The organism is Actinomycetospora rhizophila (genome assembly GCF_042657905.1).
Taxonomy (GTDB): Bacteria; Actinomycetota; Actinomycetes; order Mycobacteriales; family Pseudonocardiaceae; genus Actinomycetospora; species Actinomycetospora rhizophila.
The window spans coordinates 179390-195304 of the sequence record NZ_JBHSKG010000003.1 but is presented as its reverse complement, the minus strand read 5'-3'; the positions used below and the strand labels follow the sequence as shown (position 1 = coordinate 195304).

The following is a 15915-nucleotide window of genomic DNA, read 5'->3' as shown; positions in this document are numbered from 1 at the left end:
ACTATCAGGCAATGTGCCGGCCCCAGATGGTGCGGGCGATGACGAGCTGCTGGATTTGTTCGGCGCCCTCCGACGATGGTTCTGCTCTTGCTGGCGTCGTCGGCGACTGCGGGGTCCACGGCCTGATCGAGGGAGAATCAGGTGGTCGTGCAAGCTAGCAGCAAAGCGAGGTCGACCGCGGCGCCGCAGTGGGCGATGTCGATGAAGGAACGGCTGGACGATCTCCGAGGCCTCCGGGGCTCGCGCGTCGGACTCGGTGCAGTGGCTGCTCAGCGGAGAGGAGTCGTGGTTGTGCGCCGAGGCTGGGGCGCCGCCCCCTCCCCCTCGGCGCCGGCCGAGCTGTCGCCAGACGGACGGCGTTGACCGGCCCTCACAGAGTCCCGGTCAGCGCCTGCAGCCCGAGGCGGCTCACCGCGACGAGCACCCGCAGGACCGCGCCGAGGGCCAAGGGCCGGGCGCCGGCACGCGTCTGACGGACCTGACGAACGACGAGTTTGTTCGGCCCGCGCCTTGCCCAGAGCGACATCTGCCGGAGGTCGAGCCGGCGAAGAAAGAGCTCGGCCTCGGCTCGCGCTCGCGGTCCGCGACACAGGCGGTGGCCACGAGCGACCACCTTGCGATCCCCCCCGGAGGGGTTCGCTCACTCGGCCGTGCGCAGCCGCCACCAGAGGTTGTCGAAACCGGCGATCTGCACCCGGAGTGGCGGCGCCAAGACGTTCGGGGCGGCGGCCTGCTCCCGGGTGGCGCCGAGTTCGGGATGGTCGATCACGCACATGACCAAGGCGTGGGTCGTCGACGACCGAGCCCCTCGCTGGCACTGGTCCTTCGGCGGCGCGGCGGCGACCCACACCTGACGGATCGTGCTTCACCCGATCCCCGGCGACCAGCGCCTTGATCGGCATCCCTTGGCCCGATGAAGGTGGATCTCCGTCCAGACCTCGACCTTCAGCGTCCCTCCCCATCGGCGGGTGGTCCGGTTCACCCGTCGCCCGGGGAGTCGACTTGCGGGTGTCCTCAGCAGGACGCGCGCCATCGAGGACCTCGGTGTGGTCAGCAGCAGCGCCCGTTGGCTTCAGACCGACAAGAAGTGCGAGCTGCCTTGGCAAGAAACTCCAACGGAGCCGGCTCGGCGCCGCCCCATGATGGGTGCAGCGGAGAGGGAACGCTGCGCGCCACATTCGCGCGGCCGCCCCGGGCGGAGATCGAGCGAAAGGCGCGAGAGTGAGCCGGAGGAGCTGGAGGCCGACCCTAGAACACGAATCACGAGGCGGCCTGATGAACGTAGTGGCGACCCGCGACCGAGTTTTGGGCCGTCGAGGCGACGGTTCGGTGCTGCTCGGTTTCGACGGGTCTCATGCCGCCATGACCGCCGTCTCGATCGCTGCGGAGCTGATGCCCCTTCGTCACGCCCGGGTGGCCCACCTCTGGACCGCGCCCGGCGCCGATTCCACCATGCATCGCCGGCTCGCGCGGCGGGCCTGGAACGGCGATCATCTGTGGAGGCTGGTGCGGCAGGAGGCGGCCTCAACGGCGAACAGCGTGGCCGCGAGGGGAGTCACCCTCGCCGAGGCGGCGGGCTGGACGGCAGAACCATTCGTGCACGAGGTCCACGGGGGCGAAGGCCTGGCACTCGCGGAGCTCGCCGAGCGGTTCCGGCCCGCGGTTGTCGTGGTTGGCTCTCGCGGCGCCCGGGGGCTCCCAGGCTTGTTCAGTAGCGTCTCGCGCACCACGGTCAACTACAGCTCGACGCCAGTGCTGGTCGTACCGCCATTGCTGGCCGAGGAGCGCGCCGCCGCCGTGGGCGGCGCGGTGATGATCGCGCACGACGGGTCCCCCGCCGCCGATCGAGCGCGGGTCGTCGCCGCAGACTTGTTCCGCGACCGACTGCAGCTCGTCCGCTACGTCGAGACCCCAGCGATCTTCGGCGGGCCCAGCCCACGGGTCGCGATCGAGCCAGAGGTGGCGGGCCGAATCAGCGAGGAGGGGCTACCGCCGGAGACGGTCAAACTAGCCACCGAAGAGTTCGGGCCGCGCAGCGTGGCCGACACTCTCGCCGAGGAAGCCGCAGCGCAGGACGTCGGCGTGATCGTGGTCGCCTCCCGCCGACGATCGACATTGCGAGAGCGTCTGCTCGGCAGCAACGCCAGGGCATTACTCCGCCACGGACACCGAGCGGTGCTGGTCGTGCCTCCGGACACCTGATCGTCTTCGACTCCGACCGAAGGGCACAGCGGTGAGCTGCGCGGCCCGTCACGGCGCGAATGCACCGATGGGGGCGCGCAGCGCGATGGGAGTAGGTGCCCATCCGTTGCAGGGGCTCTGGTCCTGCGGACAGGCAGCCACGGCGAGCAGCGTGTTCATCGTGGCCACCAGCGACAGCCGGTCGCCCGCCCGACTCGTCGGGGCGATCGTCTCGATCACTCCGTCTGCATCGACCGTCGAGTTCTGGAACAGGTTGATCGGGTCCGGAATTCGGTGGACGGGGATGCCGTACGGCAGGAGAACTCGAGAGAGCGCCTCGCGGCAGTTGGGATGTTCGGCTATACCGTAGCCGAGCAGGTAGCGCTGCCTGTCGCACGAGGCAAAGGTCATGTCGTGGACTCCGACGTCATCGTGGACGAGCTTCAGGATCATTCGGCGGAAATTGGTCAGGAGTGGGTCTAGACGACGTAACTTGAGCCGACCCAACGACGACCGGGTGTGGGTGGGTGACAGCCACTCACGGTCGACGTTCGTCAGCGAGAACGCGACCAGGTCGGCGACCTGTTGCCCCTTGACGTCGATGATGTCGACCGATTGCCCTGCGTCCAATTCGAGCGAGCACGCTGTTCCCGGCATGATAGTTCGCTCTTCTTCGGCCACGCCCACCCCTCGTCATCGGAAACCTCTTACTGCGAACTTCTCGTGTTCGACGCTCCTTCGGGTTGTGCCGACAGCACAATCTGGAGGGCTGGTCCCGTGCCGCCACGACAAGAACGCTCTTCCACCACCACCAGCACCTCGCTGCCCGCAGCGGTGGGTGGCGATCGATGACCGTTCGCATCGGAGCAACGACCTTCTCGTTGTGGTCGCCGACAGCTCCCGTGCGACGTCAGGCGCTGTCGGCGTCCTCGGCAGCGGGTTCCGTTTCACGGACGCAGCGGCCCCCACCACACGGCGCATCTGGTCTTGGTGCAGCGGGCTCACCACAGCCGGCATCCGCTGCCCCGGTCGGTGTCAGCCCGACCCGCACGGTGGAACGGTCGCCGGGGTCCACCTGCCGTTCGGCGAGGCTGTTTGGCCCTGCGCGCGGTCGACGAGCTCGACGGTGCTGCAGTTGAGGACTTCGAGGCGTTGGTCCGTTCCCGGTTCGGCATGCGACCCTAGTTGCGCTCCAGCGAGGAGACCGGTGCGCGAGCACGGCCTGATTCCCCACAACGAAGTGCGCTCAGCGGACGGCTCGGCGTCGATCTGAGCCGCGACGGTCCGTTGCCCTGCAACCGCTGATCTCTTACGGGAAGCTACTGTCTGCATCTATATCGTGTTACGATTCTTTATTCCTGGCGGAACCCGTTCGTCGGAGGTGTTCGCGTGGGCGAGCCGGTGGTCGTCGGCGTCGATGGGTCACGCTCGGCGTGGGACGCGCTGGACTGGGCGGCCGCCGAGGCCGCGACGCGCGGCTGCCCGCTCCTCATCGTGAACGCGTGCTCGCCACCGGTGGCGCCAGGGCCGTTCGTTCCGGTCTCGGACACAGACGGTGCGAGCGTGGTGCTGCTGCGCCGAGCCCAGGAGCGGGTCCGAGTGACCACTCCGGACATCGAGGTGACCAGTAGGACCATCGTCGGAGGCGCCGCACCGGCCCTCGCATCGCAGCCCGCGCAATTGCTCGTGGTGGGCACCCGCGGCCTGGGGCCGGTCCGTGCCGCACTGGCAGGCTCGGTGAGCATCGCGACGTGCTCCCGGGCGGCGTGTCCCGTCGTCGTGGTCCCCCCGGCCCGCGAGGGTGGACACGGTCCGTCACGCACGCGGGTGGTCGTCGGCATCGACGGCTCCGACCGGTCGAGAACCGCGATCGGCTTCGCGTTCGCCGCAGCGGCCCAGCGCGGCGTTGGGATCACCGCTCTGCACGCCTGGACCCCGAGACCGCCAGCTGACTTCGAGGGTCGCGGGGAGGACTGGACCGCGACCGAGGCCGTCGAACGACACCGACTCGCGGCCGCCCTCGCGCCGTGGCGGAACCGGTACCCGCGTGTCGACGTCCGGCCGACCCTCGTGCTCGAGGAACCCGCTCGTGCCCTCGCCCTCGAGTCGATCGGCGCTGCGCTCCTGGTGGTCGGATCTCGCGGACGCGGCTGCGTCACCGGAGCCCTCTTCGGTTCGGTCAGCCACGCCGTCCTGCACCACGCACCCTGTCCGACCGCGGTAGTCAGACCGATGCCGATCATCGAACGATCGTCGGCGGCGTGAACCGCATCTACCCACCCATCCCGCGCTCCTCGCGGGACGACAAAGGAGCGCGACCACGTTGGTCGTCCCTACAAAGCCCATCGTCGACTCGCGGATGAAGCTGGGGGCCACGGCATCTGCGGCACGACAGGATGGAGGCGGGCGGACGTGGGGACCTCGGCACACCAGGATCTGCTGACGGGTGGTGGGAACTCGTGAGCGGCCTGCCGTCGCCCGCGGTCGTCGTCGGCACCGACGGGGGTGCTGCCGGACTAGCCGCCGTGGAATGGGCGGCCGCCGAGGCAGCAGCCCGTTCCTGCGACCTCAGCATCGTGCACGCGCAGCCTGCGCTCGTGCGCGCGCACCAACGACGGACATGCGACGGGCCGCCCGCGCACACCAGCAGCGATCCGCTGCTCGAGGAGGCGGTCGGTCGCGCCCGCGCCATTGCATCCGACACCACGGTCCATGCCCGCTCGGTGGTCGGCGCAGCGGTCCCCGCACTTCTCGGCCAGCGCGCAGACCTACTCGTCGTCGGGAATACAGCCCGCCGGACGGGATCACGGTCCGGGGGGCCGGTGTGCCTCGGGGTGGCGGCCTACGCGATGTGCCCGGTCGCCGTCGTCCGGCTGAAGTCTCCCGAGTCCGCCGCAGCACCGGGCATCGGTACGCGACGGCGCCGGGAGGCGGGGCGGGTCGTGGTGGGCATCGGCGGCTCGCCACCGTCGCTATCCATGCTCGAGTTCGGGTTCCGCGCCGCCGCGCAACGCCGCGTCGACCTGACGGCGCTCGTCGCGCGGCCACCCGACCTTGTCGACGACGTCCTTCACGAGGTCGCCCCAGCGGTCGGCGTCGAGAGTATGTCGTGGCCCCGACTTGTGACCGCCATCGCCCGACTGCGCCTGGCCTTCCCCACCGTCAGCGCCACCACCGTCTGCCGACACGGCTCCGCGGCCGACGTCCTGGTCGAGGAGTCCGACGGCGCGGCGCTGCTGGTGGTCGGCCAACGGGACCGCAGCGTGCTCGGGCGGCGACTGTTCGGCTCGGTGACCCACTCGGTGCTCAACCGGGCCGATTGCCCGGTTGCGATCGTCCGCAGGTAGGCCATCTGGCACGGGGTCGTGGGAGGTTAGCGCCCCCGGGGCAGCGGACGAGCGCGCAAACGCCGCACTGCGGTCATCGTCGTCCCGCAACCCTCGCTCGCCGGCCTCGCGAGACCACGATCAGGCCTTTCTCCGCGAGGAGAGCGACGGCCCGGTGACCCGTGCTGAAGGCGACTTGGTACTGAGCGGAAAGGTCCTTGATGGTCGGGAGTTCATCGCCCGGCTTCAGGACCCCGCACCGCATTGCCGCCTTCAGGTCGGCTGCAATCTTCCTGTATGGATCGGTCGGCGCCTCCCCCGGCGGCGTCGGGAGCACTGGATTGCCTATCGGGGTGCTGCCGTCTCCCAACACCGGGTTGGGAAGGTCCGGCATGCGGGCCGCCAGCGAGGTGGAGGCTCGCTGGTCTGCCTCGGCGACCCACGCGCTGTAGACACGAAGGGTCGTGACTCCCCCTCCCCCGTGTCCCAGGCGGCCCGCCACCGTGCGGATGTCGACACCGCCACTGATGAGCTCGGTCGCCGAGTAGTGTCGGAGCTGGTGAAGGTGCATGCCGTACCCGAGTCGGGCGCACATGCGGGAGTAGCGCTGGGTCGCCGTGCCGGGCTTCGGCCAGCTCGACCCGTCCGGGCTTGGCGAGAAGACGAACCCGTCCTCTGGCAACGCAAGCTCGAGTGCGGCCGCTTGTTCTGCGGTGTGTACGAGAAAGGCGCGCAGGAGAGCGAGTGTCTGTGCATCAAGGACGATACGGCGCTGCTGGTGGGTCTTCGTGTCCTTCTCCCACGACCGGCCCCCGACCTCGGCGATGCTCCCTCGGATCGAGAGCACGCCCGTTCCGAAGTCGATGCGCTTCCAGCGAAGCGCGCACAGCTCGCCACGCCTGGCTCCCGTGGTCATCGCAAGCCAGACGAACAGGCCCCACGCCGGGTCCTTCCACGCCTCGGAGGCGATGCGGGCCGCCTGTGAGGCCGTCGGCGGCTCAGGGTTCGGTGCCGGCATGGTCGGCGCCACGGCCGTCGCGACCGGATTCGTGCCGACCCACTCCCATCGCACGGCCAAGGAGAATGCTCCATTGAGCAGGTTGTGAGCGTGGCGGATCGTGCCCTCGCCCAACGGTCGGCACCGATGCGGACGACAGCGCTGATCGCACTGGTGCTCGACCTGCGTGCGGTGATCCACGATTGCTCGACCACGTCGGCAGTGCACACGGCACCGCCGGAGCTCGGCGTAGAAGGAGTCCAAGACCTCTCCACGCACGCGGCCGACCTGCTGGTCGCCGAGCAGCGGAACGATGTGGTTCCGCACGAGACCCTCGTAGCCCTGGCGCGTGGAGGGTTCGACGCGCGCGATCTCCAGGTAGCGCTCCATCAGCTGAGCGACGGTCGCGGACGTCCGCGGCTGACGTCCCGCATCGACCTCAGCGGCCAAGCGGGTCCGGACCTTCTCGGCCTGCGCAGCTGCCTTCGGTCCAGCCGGAACGACCTCTGTGAGGTAGTGCCGTTGCTGCGTGACCGAGTCGTACCCGGCGTACACCCGCACCCTCAGCGACCCGCTGGGCAGCTTCTGAACCGTCCCGCGTCGACGCCGCGTCGAGGCCGAGGAGGACGACATGGTGCGACCGTAGCGCCTGCTCGCACCACGTTTGATGACACGAGACCCCTAGGCGGGAGGCCGATAAGCCTCTGACCTGCGTGGGCGCGGCAGGATTCGAACCTGCGACCGACGGCTTGTAAGGCCGGTGCTCTTCCGCTGAGCTACGCGCCCCGGTCCGGAGCGAACGGGGACTTCCGCCGCATAGAAGCAGCGAACAGCACGTTCGCTCCGGCGGCGAGGGAGATCTAGGCCAGCTGCTTCAGCGCGTCGCGCCAGCCCTGCTGGTCGCGGGCTTCGCCGGGACCGTTCTGCTCCGCGAAGCGCACGACGCCGTCCTTGTCGATCAGGAACGTGCCGCGGATGGCCATGCCGGCGTCGGCGTTGAAGACGCCGTACGACTCGGAGACCGCTCCGTGCGGCCAGAAGTCCGAGAGGAGCGGGAACTCGTAGCCCTCCTGCGCGGCCCACGCCTTGAGGGCGAACGGCGCGTCGCACGACACGCCGAGCACCTGGACGTCGTCGTTCTGGAAGGACGAGAGGTCGTCGCGCACCGAGCACAGCTCGCCGGTGCAGATGCCGGAGAACGCGAAGGGATAGAAGACCAGCAGGACGGCCTGGTTCCCCCGGAAGTCCTTGAGGGAGACCTCCTGGCCGTCCTGGTTCTTGAGCGTGAAGTCGGGGGCCTGCGAGCCCACCTCGACGGTCATGCGACCTGTCTCCTGTCCGTCCGGGTCACGAAACCCGTCCAGCGTACGAGGTGCGCAGGTCAGCGGCGTCGCTGGGCGGACGCCTTCGGTGCGACGAGCCGCGTCGCGACCCAGCCCTCGGACAGGCTGATGTTCGACGTCTGCGACAGCCCGGCCGTCGGCGCCGCCTCGGCGATGTCGGAGGGCTCGACGTGGCCGTCGTTGCCGGTCTTGGGCGTGAGCACCCAGATCACGCCCTCGTCGGTCATCGGCGAGCGGGCGTCCATGAGGGTGTCGACGAGATCGCCGTCCCCGTCGCGCCACCACAGGAGGACGACGTCGACGACCTCCTGGGCGTCCTCGCCGAGGAGGTCCTCACCGCATCGGTCCTCGATGGCGGACCGGACCTCGTCGTCGACGTCGGAGTCCCAGCCCAGCTCCTGAACGATCATGCCCGGTTCGATGCCGAGCTTGCCGGCGAGATCGGACTTGTCCGAATCCCCCGTGGCCGCCACCACGCGCGGTGCCTCCTCCTCGTCCGGGGGCGACGTGCGGTGCACGTCACCCGTGTGAAGCGCCCAGCGAACACGGGTCACGCAGCGGGCGCAACCAGCCACGCGGGGTCGGGTGCCCGTCTCCGCGCACCGCAACCGCCGCGGAGCGCCGGCACCGGGCTACTCGCGGGTAGACGTGACGCGGAGGTCATCGCGGGTGACGATGGGGTGACCAGGCACGTCAGCACGACCACCAGCGGGGCGGCGCCACCACGGACCACCGGGCAGAATCGGTTCCGAAACGGCCAGGAGCCCGCGATCCGGACCCGGCCGCGCGCCGTCGACGAACCAGCGACAGGGAGAGCGATCCGTGACCACCCACAAGGGCTCCGCAGGCGCGGACACCGGCCGGGTCCACATCATCCGCGACGGGCTCTCGTCCCATCTGCCCGACATCGATCCGGACGAGACCTCCGAATGGATCGAGTCGTTCGACGCGATGCTCGAGGGGCAGGGCGAGCAGCGGGCCCGCTACATCATGCTGCAGCTGCTCCAGCGCGCCCGCGAGCGCCGGGTGTCGGTGCCGTCGCTGTACTCCACCGACTACGTCAACACCATCCCGACCGACCAGGAGCCCTGGTTCCCCGGCGACGAGGACACCGAGCGGCGCTACCGGGCGTGGATCCGGTGGAACGCGGCGGCGATGGTGCACCGCGCGCAGCGCCCCGGCGTCGGCGTCGGCGGGCACATCTCGACCTACGCGAGCGCGGCGAGCCTCTACGAGGTCGGCTTCAACTGGTTCTTCCGCGGCAAGGACCACCCGGGCGGCGGCGACCACGTCTACATCCAGGGCCACGCCTCCCCCGGCATCTACGCCCGCGCCTTCCTCGAGGGCCGCCTCGGCGCCCAGCACCTCGACGGCTTCCGGCAGGAGCTGAGCCACGCCGGCCCCGGCGGCGGCCTGCCGTCGTACCCGCACCCGCGCCTCATGCCGGCGTTCTGGGAGCACCCGACGGTCTCGATGGGCCTCGGGCCGATCAACGCGATCTTCCAGGCGCGCTTCGACCGCTACCTGCACAACCGCGGGATGAAGGACACCTCCCAGCAGCACACCTGGGCGTTCCTGGGCGACGGCGAGATGGACGAGCCCGAGTCGCGCGGCGCCATCCACGTCGCGGCGGCCGAGGGTCTCGACAACCTGACCTTCGTCATCAACTGCAACCTGCAGCGCCTCGACGGGCCGGTGCACGGCAACGGCAAGGTCATCCAGGAGCTGGAGTCGTACTTCCGCGGCGCCGGCTGGAACGTCGTCAAGGTCGTCTGGGGCCGGGAGTGGGACCGGCTCCTGCACGCCGACCGCGACGGCGCCCTGATCAACCTGATGAACACCACGCCGGACGGCGACTTCCAGACCTACAAGGCCAACAACGGCGCCTACGTCCGCGAGCACTTCTTCGGCCGCGACCCGCGGACGAAGGAGCTGGTCAAGGATCTCACCGACGACGACGTCTGGAACCTCAAGCGCGGGGCCCACGACTACCGCAAGGTCTACGCCGCCTATCAGGCGGCGATGGAGCACCAGGGCCGCCCGACGGTCATCCTCGCCAAGTCGATCAAGGGCTACACGCTCGGCCCGACGTTCGAGGGCCGCAACGCGACCCACCAGATGAAGAAGCTGACGCTGCAGGACCTCAAGACGTTCCGCGACGAGGTCCGCGTGCCGATCAGCGACGCCGAGCTCGAGCGCGACCCCTACCTGCCGCCGTACTACCACCCGGGCAACGACGCCCCGGAGATCGAGTACATGCTCGACCGCCGCCGCCAGCTCGGCGGCCCGCTGCCCGAGCGGCGGCTGCGCAACAAGCCGCTGGTGCTGCCCGGCGACAAGGTCTACGACGTCGTCAAGCGCGGCTCGGGCAAGCAGGAGATCGCCACGACGATGGCGTTCGTCCGGCTGGTCAAGGAGCTCACGCGCGACGCCGAGATCGGCAAGCGCGTGGTCCCGATCATCCCCGACGAGGCGCGGACGTTCGGGATGGACTCGTTCTTCTCGAACCTGAAGATCTACAACCCGGAGGGCCAGCTCTACACCTCGGTCGACCACGACCAGCTGCTCGCCTACCGCGAGTCCGAGGCGGGCCAGCTGCTCCACGAGGGCATCAACGAGGCCGGCTCGGTCGCCTCGTTCACCGCGGTGGGGACGTCCTACGCCACCCACGCCGAGCCGATGATCCCGATCTACATCTTCTACTCGATGTTCGGGTTCCAGCGCACCGGCGACGGCATCTGGGCCGCCGCCGACCAGATGGCGCGCGGCTTCCTGCTCGGCGCGACGGCCGGCCGCACGACGCTGGTCGGCGAGGGCCTGCAGCACAACGACGGGCACTCGCTGCTGCTCGCGGCGACCAACACCGGCGTCGTCGCCTACGACCCGGCGTACGCGTTCGAGATCGGGCACATCGTGCGCGACGGGCTGGCGCGCATGTACGGCGAGGCCGACCCGCACCGCGACCCGAACGTCATCTACTACCTGACGGTCTACAACGAGCCCTACCGGCAGCCCGCCGAGCCCGAGGGTCTCGACGTGGACGGCCTGCTGCGCGGGCTCTACCGCTACGCCCAGGCCCCCGGCGGCCCCGGCCCCCGCGCGCAGATCCTGGCGTCCGGCGTCGCGATGCCGTGGGCGCTCGAGGCGCAGCGGATGCTCGCCGAGGAGTGGGGCGTGCAGGCCGACGTGTGGTCGGCGACGTCGTGGGGCGAGCTGCGCCGCGACGGCGTCGAGTGCGACGAGCACAACCACGCCCACCCCGAGGCCGACCCGCGCACCCCGTACGTCACCGAGGCGCTCGGGGACGCCGCGGGCCCGGTGCTCGCCGTGTCGGACTGGATGAAGGCCGTGCCCGACCTGATCCGCAAGTGGGTGCCCGGCGACTACACGGTGCTCGGCACCGACGGCTTCGGGCTCTCCGACACCCGCCCGGCGGTCCGCCGCCACTTCGGGGTGGACGCGCAGAACATCACGGTCGGCGTGCTCGCGGCGCTGGCCCGCCGCGGCGAGGTCGGCCGCGACACCGTGATCCGGGCCGCCGAGCAGTACCAGATCGACGACCCGCAGGCGGCCGGCCCGCAGACCTCCGACTCCGGGGTGGCCTGAGGGCTCTCGTGGGGCGTGCGGTGATCGTGCAGTGACCGTTCGTCGCGAGATCGGCGATCGGGGCTGGCAACCGACCCCGTCCTTCCGGATAGGCTGTCGGCGTCGCGTTGCTCGGACGTCCCCGGACGATCGCAGCGGCGGGACTCCGACGTAGGGAGCCTCGGCTCCGGCGGCGGATCTGAAGGTCGGGGCGGAAGAACATCGCCTCGTGACATCGGTATGAGGAGCAGGAATGGCAGAAGGCACCGTCAAGTGGTTCAACAGCGAGAAGGGCTTCGGCTTCCTCGCTCCCGACGGTGGTGGCGCTGACGTGTTCGTCCACTACTCGGCCATCCAGGCCCGCGGCTTCCGCACCCTGGACGAGGGTCAGCGCGTCTCGTTCGACGTCGAGCAGGGCCAGAAGGGCCTGCAGGCCGTTCAGGTCACGCCGCTGTAAGCAGGTCAGCGGAGTCACCTCACGAAAACGGGGGCGGTGCGTCGGGAGACGCGCCGCCCCCGTCGTGTGTCCGGGGTCAGGCGGTGGTGACGACGACCAGCTCGGCGCCGTCGGGGCCCGCCGCGAACGTGACCGGCCCGGCGCCCGTGATCTCGAGGCTGTCGCCGGCCACGGCGTCGCCCAGCGAGCCCCGCGTGACGTGCACGTGGCGGAAGGCGCCGTCCTCGGGGCTCCACTCCCCCGCCGGGACCCGCCGGATCGCCACCGTCACGCCCGGGCGCCGCAGCGCCAGCGTGAGGTCCCGGTCGACCTCGTGGTGGGTCAGCGACGGCTCACCGGGCGGCGGGTCGTCCATCCCCGGGCCCACCCAGAACTGCAGCAGGTGCGCCGGCGCGTCGTCGGAGGCCCGCTCGTCGTGGTGCCACCCGGTGCCGGCGACGAGGTGCTGCAGGGTGCCCGCGGGCACCCGCGTCTCGCTGCCGTCCGGGCCGGTGTGGATCATCGCGCCGTCGAGCACCCACGCGAGGATCTCCACGTCGCGGTGCTCGTGGGCGCCGTAGGCGACGCCGGCGTCGAGCACGTCGTCGTTGTGCGCCACGAGGGCCCCGAACGCGGTGCGCTCCGGGTCGTAGTGGTGCCCGAACGACAGCCCGTGGCGCGAGCACACGCCACCGCCCTCGGTGACGGGACGGTCGCTCCGCAGCAGGGTCCGCACGGTCGGCATCCGTGCCATGCTCCCCGGTCATGGTCAGCGCCGCGGCTCGGGCGGGCGTCCGTCTCACCACGCTGCGCCGTGTCGAGAAGGCCTCCGGGGACATCGCCGCCGCGGGCGTGGCCGCCATGGCCGAGCGGCTGGCCTGGTTCGGGCGGCTGACCGCCGAACAGCGCTCCGGGGTCCTGCTGGTGACCCAGACCGGCGCCGGCAACTTCGCCGCCTGGCTGCGCGACCCCGACGCCACCCCGCGCCTGACCGCCGAGGCGTTCCGCTCCGCCCCGCTGGACCTGGCGCGCCGGGTGACGCTGCGCCAGACCGTCGAGCTGGTGCGCATCGCGATCGAGGTGTTCGAGGAGAGCATCCCGCCGCTGGGCGCCGACGACGCCGAGCGCGCCGCCCTGGTGCACGCCGTGCTGCGCTTCGGGCGCGAGGTCGCGTTCTCGGCGGCGACGGTCTACGCGAGCGCCGCCGAGGCCCGCGGCGCGTGGGACGCCCGGCTGGAGGCGCTGGTCGTCGACGCGGTGGTGCTCGGCGAGGCCGAGGCGACCCTGCTCTCCCGCGCGTCGGCGCTGGGCTGGGACCCGGCGGTGGAGGCGACGGTCGTCGTCGGGGAACCGCCGTCCGAGGAGCCGCCCGAGCCGCTGCACGCCGTGCGCCGCGCGGCGCACCGGGCCGGCGCGACCGTGCTGCTCGGCACCCACGGCGCGCGGCTGGTGATGATCGCCGGACCGGGGGCGCCGCTGGCGGAGCTGTCGGCGTCGTTCGGGCCCGGCGCGGTCGTCACCGGGCCGACGGTCGCCGGGCTCACCGAGGCCCACCGCAGCGCCGCGGCCGCGCTCGCCGGGCACCGGGCCGTGCGGGCGTGGCCCGGCGCGCCGCGTCCGGTCGCCGCCGACGACCTGCTGCCCGAGCGCGTGCTCGACGGCGACGCGCAGGCCGTCGACCAGCTCCGGCGCGACGTCGCCACCCCGCTGCGGGAGGCCGGCGGGGAGCTCGCGGCCACCGTGGAGTGCTACCTCGACGTCGCCGGCGTGCTCGAGGCGGCGGCCCGGGCGCTGTTCGTGCACCCCAACACCGTGCGCTACCGCCTGCGCCGGGTGGCCGAACTCACGGGCGTCCACCCCGGCGAGGCGCGCGGCGCGCTGGTCCTGCGACTGGCGATCGGGCTCGATCGTCTCCACCCGGACGGGCACCGCGGATGAGCCCTGAGCAGGGCGGACACGCCACAGCCGGAGGGCTCGCGCCAGGTGTGTGAGCCAGGGCATTGTGGGAACTCGACAACCGCGACGCACGCGAGTTCGTCGCCCCGACACCTTCGGGCCGACCCCGAGCCGTGATGAGGTGGCCTACGTGATCGCGATCCTCGCCCCGGGTCAGGGCGCCCAGAAGCCCGGCATGCTCGCCCCGTGGCTCGACCGCCCCGAGGCCCGCGGGCGCCTCGAGGCCTTCTCGGACGCCGCCGGGCTCGACCTCGTGCACCTGGGCGTCGAGGCCGACGCCGCCGCCATCGAGGACACCGCGGTGACCCAGCCGCTGCTCGTCGCGTCCGCGCTGCTCGCGTGGGACCAGCTCCGCCTCGAGGTCACCGTCCCGGACGGCGCGCTGGTCGCCGGGCACTCGGTGGGCGAGCTCGCCGCGGCCGCGATCGCCGAGGTCATCGACGCCGAGCAGGCCGTCGCCCTGGCCGCCGTGCGCGGCAAGGAGATGGCCGCCGCCTGCGCGCAGGAGCCGACGACGATGGCCGCGGTGCTCGGCGGCGACGCCGACGCCGTGCTCGCCCGTCTCGCCGAGCTCGACCTCGAGCCCGCCAACCGCAACGGCACCGGTCAGGTCGTGGCGGCGGGCCGAAAGGAGTCGGTCGACCAGCTGGTCGCCGAGCCGCCCGAGGGCGCCCGCATCCGGCCGCTGTCGGTCGCCGGCGCCTTCCACACCCGCTTCATGGAGCCCGCCGAGAAGGCCCTGGGCGAGTGGGTCGCCGAGCACCGCGGCGAGCTCGCCCCCGCCGACCCCTCGCACCCGCTGCTGCAGAACGCCGACGGCGCGGTGGTCACGAGCGGGGCGGAGTTCCTCGACCGGCTCGTCGCCCAGGTGACGCGCTCGGTGCGCTGGGACGCCTGCATGGACACCATGCGCGAGCGCGGCCTCGGCGCCGCGATCGAGCTGACCCCGGCCGGCACGCTCTCCGGGATGGTGAAGCGCCAGGTCAAGGGCACGCCCACCCACAACATCAACACGCCCGACGACCTGGAGAAGGCCGTGCAGATGATCGAGGAGCACGCATGAGGCTCCAGCTGACCCCCCAGGCCGCGGGCGCGCGGATCCTCGGGCTCGGCAGCATGCAGCCCGACAAGGTCGTCACCAACCACGACCTCGAGAAGATCGTCGAGACCAACGACGAGTGGATCCGCAGCCGCGTCGGCATCGTCGAGCGCCGCTTCGGCGACGAGAACGACTCCGTGGTCTCCATGGGGGTGGAGGCCGGGTCGAAGGCCCTCGCCGACGCGGGCCTCGCCCCCACCGACCTCGACGCCGTCATCGTGGCGACCTGCACCATGCAGAAGCCCATCCCCAACGCCGCCGCGCAGACCGCCGACCGCATCGGGGTCAACGGCATCGGCGCGATGGACATCAACACCGCCTGCGCCGGCTTCTGCTACGGCGCCGGGCTGGCCGGGGACATGATCCGGTCGGGCACGGCGAAGCACGTGCTCGTGATCGGCTCGGAGAAGCTCTCCGACTGGCTCGACATGAACGACCGCTCGACCTGCATCATCTTCGCCGACGGCGCGGGCGCCGCCGTGATCGGACCAGCGGCCACCGAGGAGGAGGTCGGCGTCGGCCCGGTCATCTGGGGCGCGGCGGGCGACCTCGTGTCCACCATCCACATCGACGAGTCCGACGCGCTGCGCCAGGAGGGCCAGGCGGTGTTCCGCTGGGCCACCACCAGGATCGCGCCGGTGGCCCTGCGCGCGGTCGAGGCGGCCGGGCTGCAGCCCTCCGACATCGACGTGCTGGTGCCCCACCAGGCGAACCTGCGCATCGTCGAGGCCATCGCCAAGCGCCTGCGCCAGGTCGGGGGCCGTGACGACCTGCGCGTCGCCGACGACATCCAGTACTCCGGCAACACGTCGTCGGCCTCGATCCCGATGGCCATCGACCACATGCGCGGCGCCGGGCGCGTGAAGTCCGGCGACGTCGCGCTGCTGGTCGGCTTCGGCGCCGGCCTGTCCTACGCCGCGCAGGTCGTGGTCCTGCCGTGACCGTCCTGCCCTGATCTGCCCTACCGTTCCCAGCCGAGCACTGCAGTCCAC

General features: G+C 71.3%; 14 protein-coding genes and 1 tRNA gene. 8 read left to right on the top strand and 7 right to left on the bottom strand.

The window, feature by feature from the left end; translation table 11 throughout:
* Nucleotides 1–640: 640 nt before the first annotated feature.
* Nucleotides 641–850: a hypothetical protein gene (locus ACFPK1_RS08365; protein WP_378020461.1), complete on the bottom strand. Its 210-nt coding sequence runs from the start codon at nucleotides 848–850 to the stop codon at nucleotides 641–643.
* Nucleotides 851–1275: 425 nt separating this feature from the next.
* On the opposite strand from ACFPK1_RS08365, the gene ACFPK1_RS08360 reads away from it, so the two are divergent.
* Nucleotides 1276–2202, top strand: coding sequence for a universal stress protein (locus tag ACFPK1_RS08360; RefSeq protein WP_378020460.1), 927 nt, complete (start codon nucleotides 1276–1278; stop codon nucleotides 2200–2202).
* A 48-nt stretch (nucleotides 2203–2250) separates the two neighbouring features.
* Here ACFPK1_RS08360 and ACFPK1_RS08355 read toward each other — a convergent pair whose 3' ends face one another.
* A complete protein-coding gene (locus ACFPK1_RS08355; protein ID WP_378020459.1) occupies nucleotides 2251–2862 on the bottom strand; it encodes a DUF1989 domain-containing protein in 612 nt (203 codons plus the stop codon).
* Nucleotides 2863–3570: 708 nt separating this feature from the next.
* On the opposite strand from ACFPK1_RS08355, the gene ACFPK1_RS08350 reads away from it, so the two are divergent.
* Both ACFPK1_RS08350 and ACFPK1_RS08345 read left to right on the top strand, forming a co-directional pair.
* Nucleotides 3571–4446 (top strand): universal stress protein, encoded by an 876-nt coding sequence (locus tag ACFPK1_RS08350; RefSeq protein WP_378020458.1) that lies wholly within the window; start codon nucleotides 3571–3573, stop codon nucleotides 4444–4446.
* Between the two features lie 194 nt (nucleotides 4447–4640).
* Nucleotides 4641–5528 (top strand): universal stress protein, encoded by an 888-nt coding sequence (locus ACFPK1_RS08345; protein WP_378020457.1) that lies wholly within the window; start codon nucleotides 4641–4643, stop codon nucleotides 5526–5528.
* Nucleotides 5529–5601: 73 nt separating this feature from the next.
* Here the strand turns inward: ACFPK1_RS08345 and ACFPK1_RS08340 are convergent, their stop codons facing one another.
* The 4 genes from ACFPK1_RS08340 to ACFPK1_RS08325 all read right to left on the bottom strand — a co-directional run bounded on the left by ACFPK1_RS08340 (nucleotide 5602) and on the right by ACFPK1_RS08325 (nucleotide 8320).
* On the bottom strand, nucleotides 5602–7137 hold the full coding sequence (locus ACFPK1_RS08340; RefSeq protein ID WP_378020456.1) for a tyrosine-type recombinase/integrase: 1536 nt from the start codon (nucleotides 7135–7137) through the stop codon (nucleotides 5602–5604).
* Between the two features lie 81 nt (nucleotides 7138–7218).
* Nucleotides 7219–7290, bottom strand: a tRNA-Val gene (locus ACFPK1_RS08335).
* A 74-nt stretch (nucleotides 7291–7364) separates the two neighbouring features.
* A complete protein-coding gene (locus tag ACFPK1_RS08330; protein WP_378020455.1) occupies nucleotides 7365–7826 on the bottom strand; it encodes a peroxiredoxin in 462 nt (153 codons plus the stop codon).
* A gap of 59 nt (nucleotides 7827–7885) precedes the next feature.
* Nucleotides 7886–8320: a DUF3052 domain-containing protein gene (locus tag ACFPK1_RS08325; protein ID WP_378020644.1), complete on the bottom strand. Its 435-nt coding sequence runs from the start codon at nucleotides 8318–8320 to the stop codon at nucleotides 7886–7888.
* Nucleotides 8321–8669: 349 nt separating this feature from the next.
* Here ACFPK1_RS08325 and aceE point away from each other — a divergent pair, with 349 nt between their 5' ends.
* Both aceE and ACFPK1_RS08315 read left to right on the top strand, forming a co-directional pair.
* Nucleotides 8670–11453 (top strand): pyruvate dehydrogenase (acetyl-transferring), homodimeric type, encoded by a 2784-nt coding sequence (aceE, locus tag ACFPK1_RS08320; RefSeq protein WP_378020454.1) that lies wholly within the window; start codon nucleotides 8670–8672, stop codon nucleotides 11451–11453.
* A gap of 232 nt (nucleotides 11454–11685) precedes the next feature.
* Nucleotides 11686–11889, top strand: a complete 204-nt coding sequence (locus tag ACFPK1_RS08315; protein ID WP_116710338.1) for a cold-shock protein — start codon at nucleotides 11686–11688, stop codon at nucleotides 11887–11889.
* A 76-nt stretch (nucleotides 11890–11965) separates the two neighbouring features.
* On the opposite strand, the gene ACFPK1_RS08310 is transcribed toward ACFPK1_RS08315, so the two are convergent.
* The gene (locus ACFPK1_RS08310) at nucleotides 11966–12613 is read right to left on the bottom strand and encodes a pirin family protein (protein WP_378020453.1); all 648 of its coding nucleotides are present in this window, start codon (nucleotides 12611–12613) and stop codon (nucleotides 11966–11968) included.
* Between the two features lie 20 nt (nucleotides 12614–12633).
* Here ACFPK1_RS08310 and ACFPK1_RS08305 point away from each other — a divergent pair, with 20 nt between their 5' ends.
* The 3 genes from ACFPK1_RS08305 (at nucleotide 12634) to ACFPK1_RS08295 (ending at nucleotide 15864) form a co-directional block, all read left to right on the top strand.
* On the top strand, nucleotides 12634–13806 hold the full coding sequence (locus ACFPK1_RS08305) for a PucR family transcriptional regulator (RefSeq protein WP_378020452.1): 1173 nt from the start codon (nucleotides 12634–12636) through the stop codon (nucleotides 13804–13806).
* 148 nt (nucleotides 13807–13954) lie between these two features.
* Nucleotides 13955–14887 (top strand): ACP S-malonyltransferase, encoded by a 933-nt coding sequence (locus tag ACFPK1_RS08300; protein WP_378020451.1) that lies wholly within the window; start codon nucleotides 13955–13957, stop codon nucleotides 14885–14887.
* Nucleotides 14884–15864, top strand: coding sequence for a beta-ketoacyl-ACP synthase III (locus tag ACFPK1_RS08295; RefSeq protein ID WP_378020450.1), 981 nt, complete (start codon nucleotides 14884–14886; stop codon nucleotides 15862–15864). The genes ACFPK1_RS08300 and ACFPK1_RS08295 overlap by 4 nt, the downstream gene beginning before the upstream one ends.
* Nucleotides 15865–15915: the final 51 nt, after the last annotated feature.